The organism is Streptomyces sp. NRRL F-5727, from assembly GCF_000719555.1.
Lineage (GTDB): Bacteria > Actinomycetota > Actinomycetes > Streptomycetales > Streptomycetaceae > Streptomyces.
Genome location: NZ_JOGX01000001.1, coordinates 259,144 through 282,488, shown reverse-complemented (window position 1 = coordinate 282,488; position 23,345 = coordinate 259,144). Strand labels below are relative to the sequence as shown.

At 72.3% G+C, this 23,345-nt stretch carries 14 protein-coding genes and 1 pseudogene; 5 read left to right on the top strand and 10 right to left on the bottom strand.

What is annotated here, in order from left to right:
- Nucleotides 1-21: 21 nt before the first annotated feature.
- The 4 genes and pseudogenes from IF73_RS0101335 to IF73_RS0101325 all read right to left on the bottom strand — a co-directional run bounded on the left by IF73_RS0101335 (nucleotide 22) and on the right by IF73_RS0101325 (nucleotide 4,604).
- Nucleotides 22-1,113 (bottom strand): PP2C family protein-serine/threonine phosphatase, encoded by a 1,092-nt coding sequence (locus tag IF73_RS0101335; RefSeq protein WP_051716465.1) that lies wholly within the window; start codon nucleotides 1,111-1,113, stop codon nucleotides 22-24.
- A gap of 166 nt (nucleotides 1,114-1,279) precedes the next feature.
- Nucleotides 1,280-2,506 carry a cation:proton antiporter gene (locus tag IF73_RS0101330; RefSeq protein WP_031002459.1) on the bottom strand — a complete coding sequence of 409 codons (1,227 nt, stop codon included), beginning with the start codon at nucleotides 2,504-2,506 and terminating at the stop codon, nucleotides 1,280-1,282.
- A gap of 184 nt (nucleotides 2,507-2,690) precedes the next feature.
- A pseudogene (locus tag IF73_RS41360) lies at nucleotides 2,691-3,037 on the bottom strand (helix-turn-helix domain-containing protein); the annotation flags it as partial.
- Between the two features lie 7 nt (nucleotides 3,038-3,044).
- Complete coding sequence (locus IF73_RS0101325) at nucleotides 3,045-4,604, bottom strand: AMP-binding protein (RefSeq protein WP_031002457.1); 1,560 nt, start codon at nucleotides 4,602-4,604, stop codon at nucleotides 3,045-3,047.
- A gap of 218 nt (nucleotides 4,605-4,822) precedes the next feature.
- Between IF73_RS0101325 and IF73_RS0101320 the strand changes: the two genes are divergently transcribed.
- The gene (locus IF73_RS0101320) at nucleotides 4,823-5,740 is read left to right on the top strand and encodes an alpha/beta fold hydrolase (RefSeq protein ID WP_078867888.1); all 918 of its coding nucleotides are present in this window, start codon (nucleotides 4,823-4,825) and stop codon (nucleotides 5,738-5,740) included.
- 286 nt (nucleotides 5,741-6,026) lie between these two features.
- On the opposite strand, the gene IF73_RS0101315 is transcribed toward IF73_RS0101320, so the two are convergent.
- Nucleotides 6,027-8,180, bottom strand: coding sequence for a M4 family metallopeptidase (locus tag IF73_RS0101315; RefSeq protein WP_031002453.1), 2,154 nt, complete (start codon nucleotides 8,178-8,180; stop codon nucleotides 6,027-6,029).
- A 179-nt stretch (nucleotides 8,181-8,359) separates the two neighbouring features.
- On the opposite strand from IF73_RS0101315, the gene IF73_RS0101310 reads away from it, so the two are divergent.
- Together IF73_RS0101310 and IF73_RS0101305 are read left to right on the top strand one after the other, a co-directional pair.
- Nucleotides 8,360-11,098, top strand: a complete 2,739-nt coding sequence (locus tag IF73_RS0101310; RefSeq protein WP_078867887.1) for a helix-turn-helix transcriptional regulator — start codon at nucleotides 8,360-8,362, stop codon at nucleotides 11,096-11,098.
- 309 nt (nucleotides 11,099-11,407) lie between these two features.
- Nucleotides 11,408-12,409, top strand: coding sequence for a 1-aminocyclopropane-1-carboxylate deaminase/D-cysteine desulfhydrase (locus IF73_RS0101305; protein WP_031002448.1), 1,002 nt, complete (start codon nucleotides 11,408-11,410; stop codon nucleotides 12,407-12,409).
- Nucleotides 12,410-12,503: 94 nt separating this feature from the next.
- On the opposite strand, the gene IF73_RS0101300 is transcribed toward IF73_RS0101305, so the two are convergent.
- The 3 genes from IF73_RS0101300 to IF73_RS0101290 all read right to left on the bottom strand — a co-directional run bounded on the left by IF73_RS0101300 (nucleotide 12,504) and on the right by IF73_RS0101290 (nucleotide 15,863).
- Entirely contained in the window at nucleotides 12,504-13,847 is a 1,344-nt protein-coding gene (locus IF73_RS0101300; RefSeq protein WP_031002445.1) for an ABC transporter substrate-binding protein, read from the bottom strand.
- 90 nt (nucleotides 13,848-13,937) lie between these two features.
- Nucleotides 13,938-14,933, bottom strand: coding sequence for a carbohydrate ABC transporter permease (locus IF73_RS0101295; RefSeq protein WP_031002443.1), 996 nt, complete (start codon nucleotides 14,931-14,933; stop codon nucleotides 13,938-13,940).
- Nucleotides 14,934-14,936: 3 nt separating this feature from the next.
- Nucleotides 14,937-15,863 (bottom strand): carbohydrate ABC transporter permease, encoded by a 927-nt coding sequence (locus IF73_RS0101290; RefSeq protein ID WP_031002442.1) that lies wholly within the window; start codon nucleotides 15,861-15,863, stop codon nucleotides 14,937-14,939.
- Nucleotides 15,864-16,125: 262 nt separating this feature from the next.
- On the opposite strand from IF73_RS0101290, the gene IF73_RS0101285 reads away from it, so the two are divergent.
- Together IF73_RS0101285 and IF73_RS0101275 are read left to right on the top strand one after the other, a co-directional pair.
- Entirely contained in the window at nucleotides 16,126-17,121 is a 996-nt protein-coding gene (locus IF73_RS0101285; protein WP_031002441.1) for a LacI family DNA-binding transcriptional regulator, read from the top strand.
- 718 nt (nucleotides 17,122-17,839) lie between these two features.
- Nucleotides 17,840-20,263, top strand: coding sequence for an RICIN domain-containing protein (locus IF73_RS0101275; protein WP_234338128.1), 2,424 nt, complete (start codon nucleotides 17,840-17,842; stop codon nucleotides 20,261-20,263).
- 79 nt (nucleotides 20,264-20,342) lie between these two features.
- Here IF73_RS0101275 and IF73_RS0101270 read toward each other — a convergent pair whose 3' ends face one another.
- A complete protein-coding gene (locus IF73_RS0101270; RefSeq protein WP_031002439.1) occupies nucleotides 20,343-22,094 on the bottom strand; it encodes a glycoside hydrolase family 35 protein in 1,752 nt (583 codons plus the stop codon).
- 526 nt (nucleotides 22,095-22,620) lie between these two features.
- On the bottom strand, nucleotides 22,621-23,127 hold the full coding sequence (locus tag IF73_RS41355) for a hypothetical protein (RefSeq protein ID WP_199806598.1): 507 nt from the start codon (nucleotides 23,125-23,127) through the stop codon (nucleotides 22,621-22,623).
- Nucleotides 23,128-23,345 lie beyond the last annotated feature (218 nt).

Sequence of the window (23,345 nt, the reverse complement as noted above, 5' to 3'; positions counted from 1 at the left end):
CGGCCTCTCCGTGCGCACGGCTCATGAAGGTCGCAGGCGTACGGCCAGGGCGGCCACGTCATCGTCGAGGCTGCCTCGGCTGTGACGGAGGAGGTCGCGGTGCAGGGCCGTGAGCAGATCACCGGGAGGCGTGGGGGGCTGTCGGCGCATCCACTCCGTCAGCGGGAAGAACTCACCGTCCCGGGCGCGGGTTTCGGCGATCCCGTCCGTGTAGAGGAGGAGAAGCTCGCCGGGAGCGAAGTCGAAGGCGTCCGCACGGTACTGGTCACCGAGCAACTCCGCCAGGCTGAGCAGGGGCGACGGGGCGGACGACTCCAGGACGCGCACGTGGTCCGGGCTGTGGACCAAGGGCGGGGGGTGTCCGCAGTTGACGATGGTGATGCGGTTGCCGCGAGGTGGGATCTCGACGAGCAGCGCGGTGGCGAAGCGTTCCATCGGTGCCTCGGGCGGATGGGCGGCGTTGTGCCGGGCGCAGCCGGCGTCCAGCCTGCGAGCGACGTCGGTCATGGACGCCTCGCCGTGTGCCGCCTCCCGGAAGGCGTTGACGATCGCTGCGGCCGCCCCCACTGCCGGCAGGCCCTTGCCCCGTACGTCTCCTATGAGCAGCCGTACCCCGTACGGCGTATCGACCACCTCGTAGAAATCCCCGCCGATACGGGCTTCCGCGGCGGCCGCGAGGTACAGCGATTCGATCTCGACGTTCCGGAAACGGTGCGGCAGGGGCCGCAGCACCACCTGCTGGGCCGCGTCGGCGACGAGCCGCACCTGGAAGAGAGTGCGCTCCCGCTGAAGCCGGACATGGCTTCCGTACGCGGCGGCCACGGTGACCGCGACGATCCCCGCACATGTCCACCACGTCCCCAGATCGGGGAAGACGAGGCTGAGGCCGATCATCAGAAGGAGGCAGACGGTACCGAGCAGGACGGTCGGAAGGACCGGCCACATGGCGGCGGCCAGAGCCGGTGCCGCGGGCAGGAGGCGGCTGAAGGCCATCTCCGGCGGGGTGGCGTAGGCCAAGCAGGCGATCACGATGGTCAGGATCACCGGCGACAGCCGCACAAGCCTGCCGTAGCCCTGGCTTCGTCGAAGCCGCGGCCGTCCGGGCTCGATCATGGATCCCACAGTATCCGCGAGGGGCCCGCTCAGCGACGCGACCGCGTCGTTCGCCGGTGACGCGCAGGACCCGGGAAACGCCACGGACGGTGAGAGCCGAAGGGGGACGGTGTGCCTGTCGCCGTGAGGGCACGGGCCCGTCGAACACCCACACGCCGCCACGCCCTCATCCCCGGATCCGGGGTTCTGGCGAGGGGCGCCGCCCTCGGGCGTAGCGGCGGCCGAGGGGCTCGGCGCTCAGGCCGTGCAGGACGATGCTGACCATGACGGTGATCACCATCACCCGCGCGATGAAGTCGCCGCCACCGGAGCCACGCAGCTCGATGGCGGCGAGGAGCCCGAAGACCACCGAGGCCACTCCTCTGGGCCCCATCCACCCCAGGAACAGCCGGTCGGACAGGGACAGGTCCGTACCGACGAGGGCGATCATCACGGGCACCAGGCGTACCAGGGTGCAGACGAGGAGGGCGTAGAGGACGACGGACAGGTGGAAGCCGTCCCAGAACTCGTCGCTGACCATCTGGCCGAAGAGGAACCACAGGGCGAGGCTCGACAGGGTGACCAGGTCGTCCGTCATCCGCACGGTGTCCTCGGGGAGGTGCCGCATCGCCGGGGCGACGCAGACGCCGGCGACGAACGAGGCGACGAAGCCGTTGCCGCCCAGGAAGACCGACAGGGAGTACGCGGCGAGGGGCACGCTCAGCACCGCGAGTCTCGCCGCGGTGGGCAGGGTCCAGCCCTTCGCCCAGGACCGGCGGAGCAGCCATCCGGCCAGGTAGCCGACGAGCGATCCGGCTCCGACGGCCCAGCCCGCCGCTCCGACCGCGTCGAGGAGCGCCTCGGCGTAGTCGGAGCCGACCGTGCGGTACTCGGCCGCGGCGGCGACGCAGATCAGGAACACCGGCGAGACGATCCCGTCGCTGAGGCCGCCCTCGACGTTGAGCACCTCCCGGAGACGCGCCGGGATGCGTGCGTCCCGCACGAGGGCCGCGGCGGGCGCCAGATCGAGGGGCACGACGACCGTCGCCAGGGTCGCGAGCACCCATCCGGGCCGGTCGGGGAAGAAGGCGAGCGCGGACAGGAAGGCGGCGCCCAGGGTCAGCGGCAACGCGGCGCCCAGGAGACGGGCGACGACGCTCCGCTCCCGTCGGATGCCTCCCGCCGGAACCTCGGTCGCGTCGACGAAGAGCAGCAGGGCGAGGACGACCTCCACGGCGCGTTCGAAGCCGGCCAGGTCGCCGAAGTCGAACACGAGCGGCGGGTCCGAGCCGCTGGTGAGGGCGATGCCCGCCACCATCATGGCGATCGGGGCGGTGATGCTCCACAGCGCGAGCCTGCGCGACAGGACGCACCAGGTGAACAGAATGCCCGCGATGACGGTGACGGCAAGCAAGACATCCGCGCTTTCGGGGAGGCTCGGTCCGGGCTGGTTCCTCCCGGCGTTGCAGCGTATGGCGCAGGCCCTGCCGTGCCGTGGCAGCGCGCCGACGGGGTCCCTCCCGGGGCGCTGTCCGCCGAGGCGTCGGCGGTGTCGCACGGACGGTTCCGCCTGCTGTCCGCGTCCGGGAAGGGGGGCCGGTGCCGAACGCGCGGCGGCAGGCGGCGGGCGACACGCCGAAGGCCGTACGCATGTGGGCGCGCAGGGGGTCGCCGGAGCCGAGGCCCGCGCGGTGGGCGACGAGGTCGATCGGAGGATCGGTCGTCCCGAGGAGTCGTCTGGCCGACTCCAGACGTCGTGTGCCGTGAGCCACTGCACCGGAGTCACCCCGACCTCGTCGCGGAACCGCCGGGTGAAGGACCGCAGGCTCATCCGGGCGCGCTCGGCGAGCCTGGCCAGGGTGAGGGGCTCGGCGAGGTGTTCCAGGGCCCAGGCGCGGGTGGCGGTGGTGCCGGCCGGCGTCGGCTCCGGCACGGGCCGGTCGATGGAATCGTCAGCTCAGCAGCGCTCGGAGCTTGCGCCGGTCGGGCTTCCCCACGGGGGTACGGGGGATGTCGGCCAGCAGGTGGACGGCGGTCGGCGCGTACTGGTCGCCCTTGCGGGCGGTGACGAAGGCGTGGATCTCGTCGTGGCTGATGTCGTGGCCCCGGGCGGGCACCACGGCGGCGTGCACGTGCTCGGTCGCATCCCGGTCGGGCACGCTGAAGACGGCGCACTGGGCGACGGCCGGATGGGTCAGGAGCACCGATTCGACCTCGCTCGGATAGATGCCCCCGCCCGTCACCTTGATCATGTCGTTGCACCGGTCGACGAGGAAGAGGTAACCGCTCTCGTCGAGGTATCCGACGTCGCCGGTCCGGACCCATCCGTCCCGCATGACCTCGGCGGTGAGCTCCGGCTGCTTCCAGTAGCCGGACATCATCCCCGGGGCGCGGGCCACGATCTCTCCCTGCGTTCCCACGGGCACGGGTTCGCCGTGCTCGTCGCGGACGGTGATCTCGACGCCGGCCATGGGCCGGCCGACGGTGATCTGACCGTGGCGCCCGACCACCGTGTGCTCCTCGGGGCTCACCTCGGTGAGTCCGAGGGTTTCGCTCTGGCCGTACCAGCTGTGGAGCACGGGCCCGAAGACCTCCTCCGCGTGCCGCAGTCTCGCCGGCGCGGCCGGGCTGCCCCCGTAGGTGATCCGCCGGACGCAGGACACGTCGGTCGCAGGCAGGGCGGGATGGTCGAGCAACTGGTGGAGAAGGGGAGGCAGGAGCCACGTGTGGGTGACGCGCTCGCGCTCGATCGCGGAGAGGACGGCGCCCGGTTCGAACCCGTTCTGCAGCACCACCGACCCGCCCTGAAGCAGCGTCAGGTCGGCGCAGAGCCCGGCGACATGGGAGAGGGGAGTGCAGGCGAGGAAGCGGGGTGGGTCGCCCGCGTCGACACGGAGGTTCCGCAGACAACTGCGGTACTGGCCATGCGTCACCTGGATGGCTTTGGGAACACCCGTGGTACCGCTGGTGTGGCGGATGCACCAGTCGTCGTCAGGGCCGACCCTCGTGGGGAGGGGCACGGGAGCCTGGTGGGTGCTTTCGGCGAGGATGTCGACGAGGTCCCTGCCGCGCGGACCCGGACCGAGCGTTGCCACGGCCGACGCGGGCACGAGGGGCAGGAGCCGCTCCACGTCCGGGTGACGAACCGAGTCCACGAGCAGGAGCCGGGGTTCGACACTGTGGACGATGTGCGCGAGGGAGTCGGGCGGCAGCATGTCGTAGAGGTAGACCAGGCGGGCGCCGGCCAGGGCGGCGGCGTGGCGTGCGGCCAGCGCTTCCGCGCTGTTGCCGGTGAGGAGCGCGACGGTCGTGCCCGGACCGATACCGCGTGCGGCCAGGGAACGGGCCAGTCGGATGGTCGTGTCCCGGAGTTCGGCCGCGGAGACGCGCACGTGGTCCGGGGTGATCACCACGGGTCGATCGGGATGTCCGCCCAGCACGTCGAGGAGCGTTCCGGCGTAGCTGACGAAGCGGCCGCCGTCGGGTGATGCCGTGTCCCAGGTCGCGGACATGTACTGCTCCCGTGTCTCGGTGAAGCGGTGGTGGCTCCGGCGGGGACCGGACGCCGCACGCTGGCAACGAATCGGGACGGTGCCCGTTGCGGTTCGTGCCGCTGCCACATGCGCCCAGGCCGTGACCCGATCGTGTGGTGGTGGGCAGCGAACAAGATCCGTCAAGTGGGTGACTCGTTGATCGCGGTAAGCGTTTCCCGTCTTTGGAGCCTTCCCGTATGTCTGTTGACCAGGTGCATCGTTTCGCCTTCTCCGGCTTCGGCTACCAGTGCCGAGTGGTGGAGAACCCGGCGCCCCGCACGGAGCCGATCGTCGTGATCGGCGGCGCCTTCCAGGACATGTACTCCTACCGCCGCCTCGAACGGCCGTGGGCCGAAGCGGCCACCCTGGTCAGCGTCGACCTCCCGGGTTCGGGCGGGGCGGACGCGCTGCCGGCCTCCTACGGATTCGACTTCCTCACCGATGTCCTCACGGACCTGCTGGAACGCCTCGGCCTCGGCAGGGTGAACCTGTACGCGGTCTCCTACGGTGTGCCCGTCGCCTACCGCCTGGCCCAGGAACACCCGCGGCACGTCGCCCGTCTCGCCCTCACGGGAGCCGCTCCGATCTATCCCCCCGAGGGGCTGGCGAGCCTCGAAGCGATGGTCGAAGCGCTCGCATCCGGCGACGCCGACGGCTACGCCCGCCGCAGCGTCGACGCGCTCATGGCCCCCGCCGACCGGCCGGTACGCAACCGGGCCGCCGTCACCCGGCTCCTCGCCCGCGACATGGCGGCCGTCCAGGGGAACGGATTCCAACGGCATCACGCATCGACCCGCCGGGTCATCGACTGGCAGGGCCTCCCCGCCGGCGGCCTCACCGGCATCCCCACCCTGTGCTTCACCGGCGAACACGACACGCTCACCCGCCCCGACCTCGGCCGTGCCGTCGCGGCCGGCATCGAGGACAGCGTGTTCACCCTCGTGCGCGAAACGGACCACCTCTCCGCCCTGGAGCGGCACCGAGAGGTCTCGGAACTCCTGCTGCGCTTCTTCACCGACCAGCCGCTCGACGACCTGGACTTCCTCACCCCCCTCGAACGCCCCTCCCGCGCCCTGCTCGACGTCGCGGCGGGTGCGGCGCCCGGCGGTCACTGACCCCGGCCGGAGCCGCTTCCGTCGCCGACGGGGCGGCCGCCGCCGCTGAGCACGAGGTCCCGGCCCCCGCCGGGGTCACCGGCAGGTGCGGTGTGGTCGGCCGGGCCGGCTGCGCAGGGCGTCGAGGGCAGCGGCGCTCGAACACGTCCTGAACCCGTGAAGCGAAGGCCGCCGCGTGCGCACCGCGGACGCCGCTGCCGGGCGCTCCGCACGCATGCGGCGGCTCCCGCGGCCGGAGCACCCACCGGGGCCCGGCCGCAGGAACGCTGGTGGGGGACTGCCCCGGTCAGCCGATCGCGATGGCGTCGACCAGGAAGACGGTCGACAGATAGGCGTCTTCGACGCCGGCGAACTCCAGCTTCACCGTCTGGCCCGTGTACGGGGACAGGTCGACGGTCTTCTGGACGTATCCGGAGCCGGCGTTGGCGTTGGAGTAGGTGGCGAGTGTGGTGCCGTTGACCTTGACCTTGAGGGTGTCGTACGCGGTGAAGCCGGACTCCTGGGTGGTGACCTTCAGCCAGAAGGTGAGCTTCGGTGCGCCGGTGGCGGGCACCGCGACGTTCGACTGGGACAGGGACTCGACCGCGGCGGCGCCGTAACCCATCATCCACGCGTACCAGGACCCGTCACGTGCGGCCTGCAGAGTCGAGTTGGTGATGATGTCGTCGCTCTGGGTCCAGCTGCCGGTGCCCTGCTCGAAGCTGCCGTTGGTCAGGGCGTTCCCGCTGGGGGGCGTGGTCGGCGAGGGGGTGGGGGTGCCGGTGCCGGGGTCGGGCAGGGCGGTGCCGACGCTGACGGCCGCCCAGGCCCTGGAGACGAGGTAGCGCTCCTGGGAGTTGGCGCCGTACAGGTCGGCGGCGGCCTGCAGGGTGGCGGTGCGGGCGCCGGCGTAGTTGGTGGTGGAGGTCATGTAGGCGGACAGGGCGCGGTACCAGACCGCGGCGGCCTTGTCCTTGCCGATGCCGCTGAAGGTGTCGTTGTTGCAGGTGGTTCCGTTGTGCGAGCGTCCCCCGATGGTCTTCGCACCGGTGCCTTCGGCGGCCAGGTAGAAGAAGTGGTTGCCGATGCCGGAGGAGTGGTGGACGTCCACCGAGCCGGCGCCGGAGGTCCAGCAGGAGAGCGACGTGCCGTCGGCGGAGGGGTTGTCCATCCGGCGCATGTAGCCGCCCGACATGTTGAGCTTCTCGCCGATGTAGTAGTCGCCCGGATCACCGGCGTTGCCGGCGTAGAACTCGACCATGGTGCCGAAGATGTCGCTGGTGGCCTCGTTGAGGCCGCCGGACTCGCCGGAGTAGGTGAGGTCGGCGGTGGCGGCGGTGACGCCGTGGCTCATCTCGTGGCTCGCCACGTCCAGCGTGGTGAGCGGGGTGTTTCCGTTCTGGGAGGAGCCGTCGCCGAAGAACATGCAGAAGCAGTCGTCGTCGTAGAAGGCGTTCAGCAGGTTGGTGTCGACGTGCACGTAGGCGGGGGCACCGCGGCCGTCGTTGCGGATGCCGCTGCGGTTGAAGGATTCCTTGTAGTAGTCCCAGGTCTTGGCCAGACCGTAGGAGGCGTCCACCGCGGCGCTCTCGCGGCTGGACGTGGTGCCGTTGCCCCAGGAGTTCGTGGTCCGGGAGAAGGTCCGGGCGTTCTGCTTCGGGTTCGACTGCGGGCTGTGGTACGAGTCGTAGATGATCGTGCCGCCGTGCGCGGGATCGGTGAGGGTGTAGCCGCTGCCGGACTGGGTGGTCTCGATGGAGACCTGGCCGGCTGTGACGCCGTTGCCGGTGCCCGTGACGTTCTGGTGCAGCTCGTACCGGTCCAGCGGTGCGCCGCTGGACGCGTCGACGATCACCGCCTCACGCGACGCCGCGCCTGCCTCGCCCGCGCCGGTGACGGTCGAACGGTAGGCGAGTACGGGAGTCTTGCCGACCGCGTACACCACCAGAGTGCTGCTGTCCCTGCCGCCGGCCTTCGGGTTCTTCACGTGCTTGGCGTGCTTGACGGCCGCGGCCGAGGCGTCGGCCGCCGTCAGCTTCGGCGTGGTGCCGGCGATCCTGATCGCGCCCTGGTGGGCCAGGTCCGAGCCGGTGATCCCGCCGTCCCTGGCGAGGTGGACCACCAGGTCGCCGCCGATCACGGACAGGCCGTCGTAGGTACGGTCGTAGCGCACATGCCGGGTGCCGTCGACATCGATCAGCACGTCCTTGGCCACCAGGCGCTCGGCCGGTCCCAGGCCGAGCTCGCCGGCGGTGGCGGCCGCGTTCCCGCCGGCCGTGCGTATCGCCTCGCTGCGGGCGTCGGCCGTCATCGCCCGGAACCCGGCGCCGGGGCGGGCCGTGGAGTCGCCGGCCGCCGCGACGGCGCGGGTGGCCGCGGTGGACTGGGTGGCGGCCACGGTCACCGTGCCCAGCGCGAGGGCTGCCGCGACAGCGGCCGCCAGGGCGTTCTTGCGGTTCATCGAGATCCTTCCGCCGGGCCCTGTCGGGGATGTGCCGCAGAACGTCATCAGGGGTGCGGGGGGCGTTCGGCAGCTGTTGGCCCGGCTGTGGCCATGAGGCTAGAGACGAGCGGGGCCGCCGACATCAGGGGAACCCCTTGACCTGGACCGGGGTGGCCCGGCAAGCGCACCATGGCCCGATGCGAGACTCTGCGATACGGGTGGACAGCTCCCACGGGACCGGTCCCGTGCTGCCGGAAGACGCCCACGGCGCCCGCCGGGTGGTCGTGCTCGGGCCGCCCGGAAGCGGCAAGACCACCGCCGCCGGCGCCCTGGGGCGACGGCTGGGCCTGCCCCTCCTGCGGCTGGCCCCGCACGCGCAGGACGCACACGTCCCGTACGCCGGACTGCTCGAACTCGCGCTGGCGCTCCCGGCACTTCCCGCCGCGCGGGAACTGGCGGCCGGACTCGACGCGGTCACCGACCGGCCGGAATCCCCGGACGACGCCGGTCCGGCGCTTCGACTGCGCCGACAGACCACCGCCCTGCTGCGGGAGCTACCACCCGTCACACTGGTGGTGGACAACGCCCAGTGGCTGGACGCGGCCAGCGCGGCCGTCCTGGGCTGGGCGCTGCGCCTGACACCGGACCTCCCCGTCATCGCGGCGCAGCACACCTGGCGCCCGGGGACCGCAGGCCACTGGTGCGGGGAGGACGCCTGCGCCGTACGCGTCCCGCCCCTGACGGCCCCCCAGCTCGCGACCCTGCTCTCCCCGTACCGGCTCGGCCCCCGCGAGGTCACGCGCATCCACACCCACAGCGGCGGAAACCCGACGCTGGCCCTCGCGCTGGCGCAGGCCCGTAGCCACACCTCCGCCGCGCCGCTCCACCACGTCGCCGAGGACGACCCGGTCCTCCCTCGCCCGGCCCGCCGGCTGGTGGGCGAATGGCTGGCGACCGTGTCGGGGGAAGTCCAGGAACTGCTGACGTTCGCCGCACTCGACGACCGGCCCGACCTCGGCCTGCTGAGCGATCTCGCCGGTCCGGCAGCCGAGGCCATGGTGGCCGAGGCGGAGGCGGCCGGACTCGTCGACTTCGGGCAGCCCGCCCACACGCTGCGGTTCACCGCGTCCGCGATCAGCACCGAACTCGTGGCCCGGCTGCCGGCCCACGAGCGCAGGCTCCTCCACGCCCGCCTGGCCGAGACCAGCCGCGACAGCGTCCGCCGCGACCGGCACACCGCGTGGGCGACCGACGCCGCCGACCCGCGGTCGGCCGGCCGCGCCGACCGCGCCGCCACACGCGCCCGGCTGCGCGGCGAACACGCCCTCGCGGCCGAGCTGTCCCTCCTGGCCGCCCAGCGCACCCCGCACGACGACAGCGAACTGCTCACCGAACGGGCCCTGACCGCCGTGCGCGACGCCGCCCACTACGGCGACCTCCCCCGCGGCCGGGCCGCCGCCCGGCTCGTCCTGGGCCGCGACACCACACCCGCCCAACGCGTCGACGTCCTCATCTCCCTGATCGACGCGAGCGGCCAGCACCTGCACAGCGTGGACGAGCTGTTCGCCGACGCACTCCACGAAGCGGCCGGACGGTCCGACCTCACCGCCCGCATCCTCATCCGCCAGGCCATCTGGGCCAACGTCAACGAAGGCGACCCGCAAGGGGCGTGTGCCCTGGCCGGCCGCGCCGCCACCCTCGCCGAAGCGAGCGGTGACACCGCCACCACCGTCATGGCCCTCACGATGCAGGCCCGCGTCCAGCGCGTCCTCGGCCACCCCGACGCCGAGACCACCCTCGACCGCGCCCTGGCCCTGCCCCGCACCGCCCCCGTTCCCCCCAACGCCACACCCCAGCACCTCGCCGCCCGGCACGCGCTCTTCGACGATCGGCCGGACGAGGCCCGTACCGCACTGCTCCCCCTGCTGGCCGAAGCCGAGCGGACGGGAGACGCCGAAGCGACCGTGGACATCCTGCGCGGCCTCGCCGAGGCCGAACTCCGCGCCGGACGATGCGCCAGGGCGCTCGACCACGCCCACCGCGCCCAGGCGCTGACCGACACGACCGCCCTGTCACCCGCACCGGCGTGCTACACCTCCGCCCTCGTCGAGGGCACCGCCCGTCGCACCGACCTCGCCCTCGTCCACGCACGCCGCGGAGCCGACACAGCCCGGCAGGAGGACAACAAGGTCTTCCTCTCCCGCAACCTCTTCGCCCTCGGACACCTCCTCCTCGTCACCGGCCGCCCCAGAGAAGCCCTTGCGGCACTGGAGGAGGTACGAGACCTGGAGCGACTCCAGCAGGTCCACGACCCGTCCGTCCTGCGCTGGCACGCCGACCTGGCAGAAGCCTTCGTCACCATGGGACACCTCGAACAGGCCCACCAACTGCTGACCGGCACCCGCCACACCGCCACCGAATTCGGCAGGCACACCGTTCTCCCGTCCCTGGACCGCGTCCAGGCCCTCCTCGACGCCGCGCGCGGCGACTACGACGCGGCTGCCCGCCGGCTCACCGACGTGGCCGACCACCTCCGCCACCTCCCCGTCGAGCGGGGCCGGACACTGCTGGCACTCAGCCACACCCAGCGCCGCGGACGCCGACGCGCGAGCGCCCGCGCGGCAGCCCGGAGCGCCGTCGACCTCTTCACCGCCCACGGAGCGCACCCCTGGGCCGAGGCCGCCACCCACGCCCTCCACCGGCTCGAGCACAGCCCCTCGGACAACGGCGCCCGCTCCCTCCTCACCCAGGCCGAACAACGCTGCGCCGAACTCGCCGCCGCCGGAGCGAGCAACCGCGACATCGCCACCACCCTCACCGTCAGCGTCAAGACGGTCGAGGCGACCCTCACCCGCGTCTACCGGAAACTCGGTCTGCACTCACGCTTCCAGCTCGCACGTTCCGTCACACCCTCACGTGATGCGGAAGGCGGCTGACCAGGCATGACGACGGCGACCTCGGGCTTGTCCGGCCTGACGGGTCGTGATCCGCCGGCCTCGGCCGCGGGCGCGGCCGGCCTGGCGGCCGGTGAGGAGGCAGCCGCCGAGGAAGGCGCCTTCGAGCGCGTTGTGGCCGTGGACGCCTCCGCCGCCGAAACCGGCGGCCTCACCGGCCTGCCGGCGTGCCCGACGGTGTGGCAGGTACCGTCGGGTACGCTGGCGCGGACCCGGCCACCTCCCGGATCGTGGCCCACACGTTGCCGTCGCGGTCGGCGGTCAGACCGTCGGGTGCCCTACCGTGCCTCCATGACACGCCGTCCGCTGCTGCATGAGTACTGGCCGGTCCTCGCCGAAACACTGCCGTATCTGCCGCTGGGAGACGGGCCGACGCCCGTACGCCCACTGGACGGGCTCGGCCTGCGGTCACCGGTGTGGCTGAAGGACGAGAGCGGCTACGGCCGCGGCGGCTGGGGCGGGAACAAGGTCCGCAAGCTGGAGTGGCTGCTGCCCCAAGCCGGGCGCAGGGGTGCCCGGACCATCCTCAGCGTGGGTGGGCTCGGTACGAACTGGGGCCTGGCGGCCGCGCTCTACGCCCGCGAGCAGGGTCTCGACGTCGCTCTCGCGCTGGTCGACCACCCGGTGGACGACCATGTGCGGGCGCAGCTCCGGCGACTGCGCGCCTCCGGTGCCGTGCTGTACTTCCCCCGTACCAAACGCCGGTTGGTTCTCTCGTTGCCGTGGCTGGTCGCCCGGCACACGCACGGCCTCACGCCTCCGTACGTGCTCCCGGCCGGCGGGTCCTCGCCGCTCGGGACGCTGGGGTACGTCGAGTGCGCGCTCGAACTGGCCGACCAGGTGGCGGGGGGACTGCTCCCCGAGCCCGGCTGGATCGTGACGCCGGTCGGATCGGGAGGAACGGCCGCCGGCCTGGCCCTGGGGCTGCGGCTCGCGGGTCTGCGCACGCGTGTGAGGGGGATCGTCGTCAACGACACCCTCCGCCTGGACAGTGCGAAGCTCGTCGGGCTGGCGGGGAGGTCCAGGCAGCTGATCTGCGCCCGCGGGGCGGACCTGCCGCGGACGGCGCTCGGTCCGGCCGACGTCGTCTCCGAGTACGGCTGGCTCGGCGCCGGTTACGCCCACCCGACCGAGGCCGGAGCGCGGGCGCTGCACCGTGCGGCGACCGAGGCCGGTCTGGAGCTGGAGTCGACGTACACCGCCAAGGCACTCGCGGCGCTCGTCGACCTCGACGCGGCGGGGAGTCTCGGCCGCGAGCCCGTGGTGTTCCTCAACACCTTCGGCCCCAGGTAGCCGCAGGAGCCTGCGGGTCCGCCGTGCGGGCCGGAAGTGCCTGCCGGACATGCCGGATCCGGCCGCGGGCCGGGCCGCGACCGGATCGGGGAGGCTACTTGTTGACCGTGAAGCCCTGGTCGCTGCCGTACTTCACGCTGGCGTCCTGCCAGGCCTTCAGGCCGTCGGAGAGCTTGGTCGGGGAGACGTACGCCTTGCCGACGGTGTCGTTGAAGATCGAGTTGGCGTACACCTGGTACGGCAGGTACTGCCAGTCGGGCCCGACGTTCGCGGCCGACTCGGCGAAGATCTGGTTGGCCTTCTGGCCGCCGAAGTACGGGAACTCGGCGTCGAGGAACGCCTTGGACTCCAGGTCGGCCCGGGTGGCGGGGAACGCCCCCGCGGCGATGCGGTCGGCGGCACCCTTGCCGGTCGTGGCGTACTCGGTGAAGGCGTAGGCCAGTGCCTTGTTCTCGGCGGCCTTCGGGACGGCGAGCGAGCTGCCGCCGTTCTCCGCGCTGACCTTGCCGCCCTTCGTCCACTGCGGCAGCGGGGCGACCCGCCAGTCGCCGGAGGCGGAGGCGACGCCGGAGGTGAAGTTGGCGGGCATCCAGGCGCCGGTGGAGAGCGTGGCGATGGAGCCGTCGGCGAGGCCCTTGTACCAGGCGTCGCTCCAGGAGCTGACGGGGGAGAGGAGCTTCTCGTCGAGGAGCTTCTGCCAGGTGGCGGCGTACTTCGTGGAGCCGGCGTCCGAGAAGTCGATCTGCACCTCGGTGCCGACGGTCTCGTACGGGCGACCACCGGCCTGCCAGATCAGGCTGGTGGTGGCGCCGGCGTCGCCGGTGTCGTTGGCGATGAAGACCTTCGGGTCGGCCTTGTGGAGGGCGCGCGCGGCCTCCACGTACTCGTCCCAGGTGGTCGGCACCTTGATGCCGTGCTTGTCGAAGACCTTCTTGTTGTAGAAGAACGCCATCGGACCGGAGTCCATGGGCATGGCGTAGATGGCGTCGTCCTGGTGGACGGCGTTCCACGGGCCGGCGGTGAAGCTCGTGGCGTGGTTGGTGGCGCCGTAGGGCGCGAGGTCCTCGACGGACTTGGCGATGGTGAACTGGCCGAGGGCGTAGTACTCGACCTGGGCGACGTCGGGGGCTCCCGAGCCGGCGGCTATCGCGTTCTGGAGCGCCGTGTACTGCTTGTCGCCGGTGCCGGCGTTGACCAGCTCGACGTCGACCTTCGGGTACTTCTTCTCGAAGTCCTCCGCCACCTTCTTCAGCGTGGGCTCCCAGGCCCACACGGTCACCTTGCCGCCCTTCTCCAGCGCGGCCGCGACCTCCTTCGGGCCGATGGCGCCGGTGGAGCCGCCGTCGGCGGCGTCGGAACCGCAGGCCGTGGTGGTCAGCGCGATCGCGGAAGCCACGGCGACGGCGCCGAGCAGTCTGCGGGAGAGGTTCTTTCGCATGGGAGGTGCTCCTGGTCGGTGATGAGGGTGCGTGAGGAGGGGCGGGGAGTGTGGGGGGTGTGCCGAGGGGTGCGGATCAGGCGACGGCGGTCATTCCTTGACGCTGCCCGCCGCCAGTCCGGACTGCCAGTAGCGCTGGAGCAGCAGGAACGCGGCGACGATCGGGACGATCGTGAGCAGGGAGCCGGTGATGATGAGGTCGAAGACGGCTTCTCCGCCCGCGGTCTGGGCCTGGGCGTTCCAGGCGTTCAGGCCGAGCGTGAGCGGGTACCAGTCGGGGTCCTTGATCATGATCAGCGGCAGGAAGTAGTTGTTCCAGGTCGCGACCATCGAGAAGAGCAGCACGGTGACCGTGCCCGGCATCAGCAGCGGCAGCGCGACCGTGAAGAAGGTGCGCACCTCGCCGGAGCCGTCGATGCGGGCGGCCTCCAGGAGTTCCGTGGGGACGGCTTCGGCCGCGAACACCCACATCAGGTAGAGGCCGAAGGGGGAGATCAGGGACGGGATGATGACCGCCCACGGGGTGTTGGTCAGGCCCATGCTGCTGAACATCAGGAAGGTGGGCACCGCCAGGGCGGTGCCGGGCACGGCCACGGCGCCGATGACGACCGCGAAGACCGCCTTGCGGCCGGGGAACTCGTACTTGGCGAGGGCGTAGCCGCCGAGGACGGCGAGGACCGTGGCGCCACCCGCGCCGGCGACGACGTACAGCAGGGTGTTGAGCAGCCAGCGGACGAAGACGCCGTCGTCGTAGGTGAGGGTGCGGGTGATGTTGTCCCAGAGGTTCACGTCGTCGGCGAACCACAGCCCGAAGGAGTCGAGCAGCCCCTTCTGGTCCTTCGTGGCGTTGATGAAGAGCCAGGCCAGCGGAAGCAGGGTATAGACGAGCACCAGGCCGGTGACGAGCGTCAGGGGGATGCTGGGGCGCGGGTTGAGCGGGGTCCGCGGGGTCTTCCCGCGACCTCGTGCCGAGCCCGCGCGGCCGGCGGACCGGTGTGTACGCGTGCCCGTGCCCGGGGCGGTGGCCGGCCCGGCGGGGGAGCCGGAGTCGGTGGTGGCGGCCGCGGTGGTGAGGGGGGTGGTCATGGGTCAGCCCTTCCGCATGCCGCGCAGCTGGACCGCGTAGGCGATGATCGCGGTGATCACGCCCATCACGATCGCGACCGTCGCCGCGTAGTTGTGCTGCTGGCCCGCGAAGGACAGCGAGTAGGTGTAGAGGTTCGGGGTGAAGTCGCTGGTGATGGCGTTGGGGGCGAGCTTCTGCAGGATGCTGGGCTCGTTGAAGAGCTGGAAGCTGCCGATGATCGAGAAGATCGTGGCGATGACCACGGCACTGCGGATCGCCGGCAGCTTGATGGACCACACGACACGCCACTCGCCTGCGCCGTCGATGGCCGCAGCCTCGTAGAGCGAGCGCGGGACGACCTTGAGCGCCGAGTAGAAGATCAGCATGTTGTACCCGACGAACTCCCAGGTCACGATGTTGCCGATGGAGGCCAGGGCCAGGGAGGGGGAGAGCGGGTCCGGCAGGGTGATGCCGAAGGCGTCGTTGATGTTGCCGACGAGGCCGAACTGCGTGCCGTACATGAAGCCCCAGATCAGGCTGGCGACGACGGCCGGCACGGCGTACGGCAGGAAGACGGAGACGCGGAAGAAGGTCTTGCCGTAGAGTCGGCCGCTGTCGATCGCCAGCGCGACCAGCAGGGCGATCCCCAGCATGACGGGGACCTGGACCAGGAGGAACATGCCGACCCGTGTCAGGCCGTCCCAGAAGCGGGGGTCGGTCAGCGCCTCGCCGTAGTTGTCGAGGCCGACGAAGGACGTTCCACCGATGAGCCGGTCCTGGAAGAGGCTCAGGTAGACGGCGTATCCGATCGGAGCCAGGAAGACGAGAGTGAAGACGGCGACGAACGGGCCGACGAAGCCCCAGCCCACGAAGGCTTCCTTGCGGAAGCGGAGGCGGGCGCGTGCGCGCGGCGGTGGTGCCGCCGTAGCGCGCGTCGACAGGAGCGTCATGACTGAGGTCCTTGCGTCGGTGACCGGACGGTCCGGAGACAGGGAACAGAAGAGGGCACCGGGGAACGGAAACGCTCCCCGGGGCTGGCCGATGAGCAATGTTTACGTAATCATCGGGTAGCGAGATGGTGACACCCCCATGGGGGGGCGTCAAGCGTGCAGCGTGAATGTGAGGGATTCCGTGGCAGAGATGAAACCGGCCGACACGCCGGTCGGCGGAACGGGCCGCAGGGCGGGGCGGGGCAGACCGCGACGGGTGTCCATGGCGGACGTGGCGCAGCTCGCCGGCGTCTCGTCCCAGACGGTCTCCCGGGTCTCCAACGGGGACCCGGCCGTCATCGAGAGCACCCGGCTCAAGGTCCTCGAAGCCATGAACCGACTGGGCTACCGGCCCAACAGTGCGGCCCGCGCCCTCAAGCGCGGCGACTTCCGCGCCATCGGCGTCATCACCATGGGCCTCACCAGCACCGGGAACGTGCGCACCCTGGACGCCATCGCCGGCTCGGCCTCCCGCGAGGGTTACGCCGTCACGCTGATCCCGCTGGACGCGCCGACGCAGGAGAACGTCAAGGGCGCCTTCACGCGGCTCGACGAGCTGGCGGTCGACGCCGTCGTCCTCATCATGGAGGTCCACCTGCTCGACACGGCCGCCCTGACCCTTCCCCCGCACGTCAAGGTGGTCGTCGTGGACTCCGACGCCACCGGGCGCTTCCCCGTCGTGGACACGGACCAGCGACAGGGCGCGCGGCAGGCCGTCCAGCACCTGCTGGACCTCGGGCACGAGACGGTGTGGCATCTGGCCGGGCCCGAGGAGTCCTTCGCCGCCGGGCGGCGCGCGGACGCCTGGGAGGCCACCTTGCGCGAGGAGGGCCGGGTCGTCCCGCCGGCCCTGCGCGGCGACTGGACCCCCGCGTCCGGCTACGAAGCGGGCCTGCGGCTCGCCGACGAACCCGGCTGTACGGCCGTCTTCGTCGCCAACGACCAGATGGCCCTCGGAGTCCTGCGGGCCTTCCATGAGCGCGGGCGGCGCGTGCCCGAGGACGTGAGCGTCGTCGGCTTCGACGACATCCCCGACGCGGCTTCCTACATCCCCCCGCTGACCACCGTCCGGCAGGACTTCGCCCAGGTCGGGGCGTTGTGCGTGGACGCCGCCCTGCGCGAGCTGCGCGGCGAGACGGTGACCGGCGTACGGCTCGTGCCGACCGCCCTGGTGGAACGGTCGAGCACGGCGGCTCCGCGCCCCGCCCCCGGGGCGTGAGGCGGGACGGGGGCAGGGGCGGCACCGTCGCGGAAGCGGTGCCCGTGGGGCGGGGGGTGCGGGCAGTGGCCCGTGCGGCGTGACGCGGGGGCCGGTAGGGATCGGCCCGGGCGGCGTGACGTGGGGCCGGTAGGGACCGGTGCGGGGGAGTGGGGGGCTGGTACGGCCCCGACCACCGCGAGGCGCCGGCGGTGAGACCGGGAGGGTGACCCAGGGGCTCGGGCGAGGCCGGTCCCGGCCCCAGGAGGCGGCCGGGCGCGGGCCTCGCACGCGGCGGGGCACGGGTCCTGGGCGCGGTCGGCCGGTGGGCGCGGCTCACCGCCGGGAGTCCAGGCGCCGCATCCGCCCCCGCCGACTTCCGGCGTCCCAGGCCCCCCGGCCGCGTGTCGTTCCGCACGGTGACGCGTGAAACCTGCGCATGGGGGCCCGGGACTTCTTGACACCTTGGTTTCGCCGCTCCCAGACTCTCCCTCACGGCGAGCCGTGTTTACGCGAACATCGCGAGGTCGTACCCCGGTACCCCCTCGCGGCGCGACGGCGGGGCCCGCTCGGTCTCAAACCGGGCATGCCCCGACGGTGCCCGGAACAGGCTCCGTCCACCTCCGACGGCGCGTGTTCCCGTCCCGAGCACGCGCCTTGGCCCGTGGTGCCCGCGTCCCCGGACGCGGGCACCACAGGCCCAGCCCCCACGACACCCGCACCCACCAGGGAGTACTACGTGCTGTCCCCACGCGATCGTTCGGCGGCGTCCCGCCGCAGACGGAGCAGGCTGCCCGCCCTCGCGGCCGTTCCCGTCCTCGCCCTGCCGGCCCTCGTCATGGCGCCGGTCGGCCAGGCTGGCGCCGCCGCGGCACCCACGGCGCTCACCGTCCGCCCCGACCCGAGCTACCAGCAGCCCGCCTTCGAGGGCTGGGGCACCGCGCTCGCCTGGTTCGCCAACGTGACCGGCGGCTGGCCGGACGCCCAGCGCAACGCCCTCGCGGACGCCCTCTACGGGTCCGACGGCCTGGGCTTCACCATCGCCCGCTACAACATCGGCGGCGGAGACAGCCCCGAGACCGCCCCCTACATGCGGCCGGGCGGCGCCGTCCCGGGCTACTGGAACCGACCGGGAGCGGAGACCCCGGACTGGTGGAACCCGAACGACCCCGCCCACTGGAACGACCGGGCCGACGCCAACCAGCGCTGGTGGCTGACCGCCGCCAAGGCCCGCGGCGCCACCACCTTCGAGGCGTTCTCGAACTCCGCCCCGTACTTCATGACCCACAGCGGTCTCGTCTCCGGCTCCGTCGACGGCTCCTCGGACAACCTCCGCTCCGACCAGTACGACCGGTTCGCCGCCTACCTCTCCGGCTCCCTGCGCCGCGCCGAGCAGGGCTCCGGCGTCACCTTCACGTCGCTCTCCCCGGTCAACGAGCCCTCCGCGAACTACTGGAAGGCGGGTGGACGGCAGGAGGGCTCCCACTGGGACCCCGCCTCCGTGGCGAGGATCGTCAGCGCCCTGCGGACCACCCTCGACGCGGCCGGCCAGTCCACCGAGGTGTCCGCCATGGACGACTTCGGCCCGGGCGTCGCCGCCTGGCAGTGGAGCCAGTACGCCCCCGCCGTCCGCGACGCCGTCGGACGGCTCAACGTCCACACCTACAACACGGACGGGCGCACCGCGGTCCGCGACATCGCCAAGGGGGAGAACACCCCGCTCTGGATGTCGGAGAACGACCTCGGCGGCAGCGTCGGCCAGAGCTTCACCGACATGCGACCGGGACTCGACCTCGCCGCCAAGATCACCACCGACATCCGGCAGCTGGAGCCCAGGGCCTGGGTGCTGTGGCAGGCGGTCGAGGACTACGAGAACATGACCCCGGAGCACGAGAACTCCAACTGGGGCCTGATCCAGACCGACTTCACCCCGGCCGACGCGGCCACCGAGCCGCTGCGCAAGAACAAGAAGTACTGGACGATGGCCCAGTACAGCCGGTTCATCCGTCCCGGCGCCCGTGTCGTGCCCACCGACGACCCCGACACCCTCGCGGCGGTGCGCCCCGACGGCCAGGGCCTCGTCCTGGTCCACGCCAACCACGGCTCGGCCGCCCGCGACCTCACCCTCGACCTCGGCGGCTTCCAGACCGCCGGCGGCACGGTCGAGCGCCACACCACCGACGCCACGCGGAACGTCGAGCGCGGCACGGACCTCACCGTGACGGGGAAGACCCTCCGGGCCACCGTCGCACCCGGCTCCGTCACCACCTTCGTGCTCCCGGGCGTCACCGGCGTGAACGCCGGCGCGACCGGCGCGCCCACCGGCGCGCCCCGGCAGATCCTGAACGACCACAGTGGCAAGGCCCTCGCCGTCACCACCACGGCCGGTCAGGACAGCCTGGTGCAGCGGACCCCGAACGCCACCGACCCTGCCCAGCAGTGGACCTTCACCAAGACCTCCGCGACCGACTGGAGCAGCACCGCCACGTACCGCGTGACCAGCGTCAAGACGGGCAAGGCGCTCACGGTCACGGGGGGTGCGCTCGGTTTCGCCGCCCCCGGCGCCGGGGCCGAACAGCAGTGGATGCGCTCGACCGCCGGTGACGGCCACACCACCCTGGTCAACAGGGCCACCGGACAACTCCTCGACGTGGCCGGCGAGTCGACGGCCGACGGTGCCCCCGTCGGCGTGTACCGGCCGACCGCCGGCGCCAACCAGTCCTGGACGTTCCGCTCCACGGCCGCCGACGTCTGGCGCACCCCGGTCTTCCGGCACAGCTCCAAGTGCCTGGACGTGGCGGGCGTCTCGACCGCCGACGGCGCCGAGGTCCTCCAGTACGGCTGCAACGGTGGCGCCAACCAGCAGTGGGCGCTGCGTCCCGCCTCCGACGGTTACGTGAACATCGTCGCCCGCCACAGCGGCAGGTGCCTCGACGTGAGCGGCGTCTCGACCGCCGACGGCGCCCAGGTCCTCCAGTACGGCTGCAACGGCGACCGCAACCAGGAATGGGCCGTGCACACCGTCGACGCGAGCCACGTCACGCTGATGGCCCGGCACAGCGGCAAGTGCCTGGACATCGCGGGCGGTTCGACCGCGGACGGGGTGGCCGTCCGTCAGTACGCCTGCAACGGCGGCGCGAACCAGCAGCTCCGCATCGGCTGACGCCTCCGCACAGGAAAGCGGCCGGACACCGACTCCCTCAGGTCGGTGTCCGGCCGCTCGTGCGTGGGCCGGGAGCCGGCTACTCCTCGGTGGGCCCCAGGTCGGCCGTGTCGCGGAAGTCGACCGTACGGGCCCGGTGCGCGGCGTGCAGTTCGAGCACGACCACCTCGTTCGCGCCGGCCCGCAGGACCGGCGCGGGGACGTACAGCGACTTCTGCGGGCCGCGTGACCAGTAGCGGCCGAGCGGGAAGCCGTTGACCCAGGCGTTGCCCTTGGTCCAGCCGTCGAGGTGCAGGTACGTGTCGGCGGGGCCGGCCACCTCGAAGGTGCCACGGTGCAGGGTGGGGCCGACGGGCGTGGCCGCGGTGGGCGCGAAGGGGACGCCCTCCAGGGTGGTGAGCGGCAGCGGACGGCTGGTCCAGCCGACGAGCTCGCGGCCGTTGAGGAGGACGTTCCCGAGGAGCCCCTTGCGGTCGTGGATGCCCTGGCCGTAGTTCACGCGGCCCTGGTTCTCGACCAGGATCTGGAGCCTGCCGCCGGCGCGCTGCGCGTGGAAGGCGAGGGAGTGCTCGTGGTTCTCCCGTTCGAGGACGCCGACGGGCTGCCCGTCGACGAAGACCTGGGCACGGTCGCGGACCTGCCCGACCTCCAGCAGCGCCGGACCCTCCAGGGGCAGGACGGTCTCGTAGAGGACGAAGCCGAAGTCCTGTTCCAGCTCCTCCATGGTGAGGGGGCGCGGCGCGTCGGTGCCCGGCGTGAGGGCGGCGGCGCACGACAGCAGACCGGCGCTCTCGGTCAGCGCGACGGCCGGGACGGCCAGTTTGGGACCGGGCGCCGGCACGGGCTCGGCCGGCACGGGCGCGTACTTGGCGATGACGTCCCGGAAGGCGGTGTACTTCGCGGTCGGGTCGCCGGCCTCGTCGAGCGGGGAGTCGTAGTCGTACGACGTCACGGTGGGCCGGTAGGTGTGCTTGTCGTTGGCGCCGTTGGTGAAGCCGAAGTTGGTGCCGCCGTGGAACATGTAGAAGTTCACCGAGGCGCCGGTGGCGAGGAGCTCGTCCAGCTCCTGCGCGGCCTCCTGCGGGTCGCGGACGACGTGGCGGGCGCCCCAGCGGTCGAACCAGCCGATCCAGAACTCGGACGTCATCAGCGGTCCCTCGGGGCGCTGTGCGCGCAGGTCGGCCAGGTGGTGGGCCGAACGGCTGCCGAAGTTCGCCGTGGCGAGTACGCCGGGCAGGGCGCCGCGCTCCAGGTCGACCGGCTGGTCACAGGTGAAGAGGGGGACGTCGATCCCGCAGCGGCGCAGCGAGTCCGCGATGTGCTCCATGTAGGCGGTGTCGTCGCCGTAGGCGCCGTACTCGTTCTCCACCTGCACGGCGAGGACCGGGCCGCCCTGCGAGGCGAGGTACGGCCGCAACGGGGTGAGAAGGCGCTCGAAGTAGTCGTCGACGGCCGCGAGGAAACGGGGGTCGCGGGTACGCAGCGCGATGTCGGGCTCGGCGAGCAGCCAGGACGGCAGGCCGCCGCCCTCCCACTCGGCGCAGATGTACGGGCCGGGCCGGAGCAGGACGTGCAGCCCTTCGGCGGCGGCGAGGTCGAGGAACCGGGGCAGGTCGAGGCCGCCGTCCATCCGCCACGCGTCCGGGCGCGGCTGGTGCAGGTTCCACGGCACGTAGGTCTCGACGGTGTTGAGACCCATGAGCCGGGCCTTCTGCAGCCGGTCCGCCCACTGGTCCGGATGCACCCGGAAGTAGTGGAGCCCGCCGGACAGGATCCGGAAGGGATGGCCGTCGAGCAGGAAACCGGCCTTGTCTGTCTGGAGAACGGGCATGGGGTGCTGCTCCTGTGTAGAGGGGTGCAAATGCGGGCCGAGAAGTCGCCGGCATGTGTATGTTTACGTAAACACACGGCTGCTGGCAAGCCTGGTCCCGGCTCTCGGGACGCACGGGCCGGCTACGGGGACCCGGGGCGCGCCAGGGTGATGAGCACGGTGGCATGTCTTCCGCGGCCGTCGGCAGGTACCCGGGCGCCGGCGAAGCCGCGGGGCGGGCGGCTTCGGTACCCGAGACCGAGAGGGAGTGTCGTGGGAGCAGCGGAGCGGCAGCAGGGCGAGGACGTGCGGATGGCGAGCCCTGCGTGTCCCGCCAGGATGCCGCCAGGGCGGTGGCCGGTCTGCCGGCGTCACCGCACCGGCGGTCCTTCGACGGGCTCGTCACCGCCCGCCTCCCCGCCTCCGGCACACGTCCGGTGGCGACGCCCTTCCGGGCGGGCGAGGTCTCTTTTCACGCCGTCGACCGTCTCCACACCGCGGGAGCGAACCGGACCACCGAGCCGCGGCGCGTCCTGTCGTCCACGTACTACGCGGACGGCACCAGGATCATCCCGGAACCGACCGCGATGAGCGGTGCCTGGAGGGACTTCGTCTCCGGCGTCCGCCCCGGCGACGTGGCCGCGTCCCCCCTCAACCCCGTCGTCGGCATCCGCCGCCCCGCCTGACCGGCGCCCGCCGGCCCGTCGCTCGTCGCCGTGCGGCCGCGGCGGCCCGGCGCGCACGTCGGCCTCGGCCCCCGCCCCTGCCTGGGGGTCGCACTCATGCGCGCCGAACTGCGGATCGTGCTCACCACTCCGGCGGGCCGCGGGCGCTCGCACTCGAAGGCGAGCAGGCCGCTGCTGCCGGGGGTGTCGTGGTGGTCGCGGCACATCGCGGCGGAGCGGCCGATCAGCGTGCCGTCGGAGAGGACCTTCGTCGGCCCGATGCGCAGCCACTCGTCGCCGAAGCCCGTCCGCGGCCCCAGGTCGAGGTCGCACCAGGAGGCGCCCGGTTCGAAGGCGCCGCAGTCGCGCCGCGCGGTGACGTACGGCATGACCGTCATCCGCCGGGCACGTCGGGGACGGCGGCGAGACCGGGGAAACCGGCGCGGGCGAACGCCTCCGTGCCGGCCACGGGGGCCATGTGGCCGCCGAGGGCGAAGCTGAGCGGGTGGCGGTCGGGCGTGTCCAGCCGTCCGCCTCCTCGTGGCCCGGTGCCCGGGACCGGGCCGGTCGCGGAGTGGGAAGCCGTTGGGGTCGGTCACGACGGAGA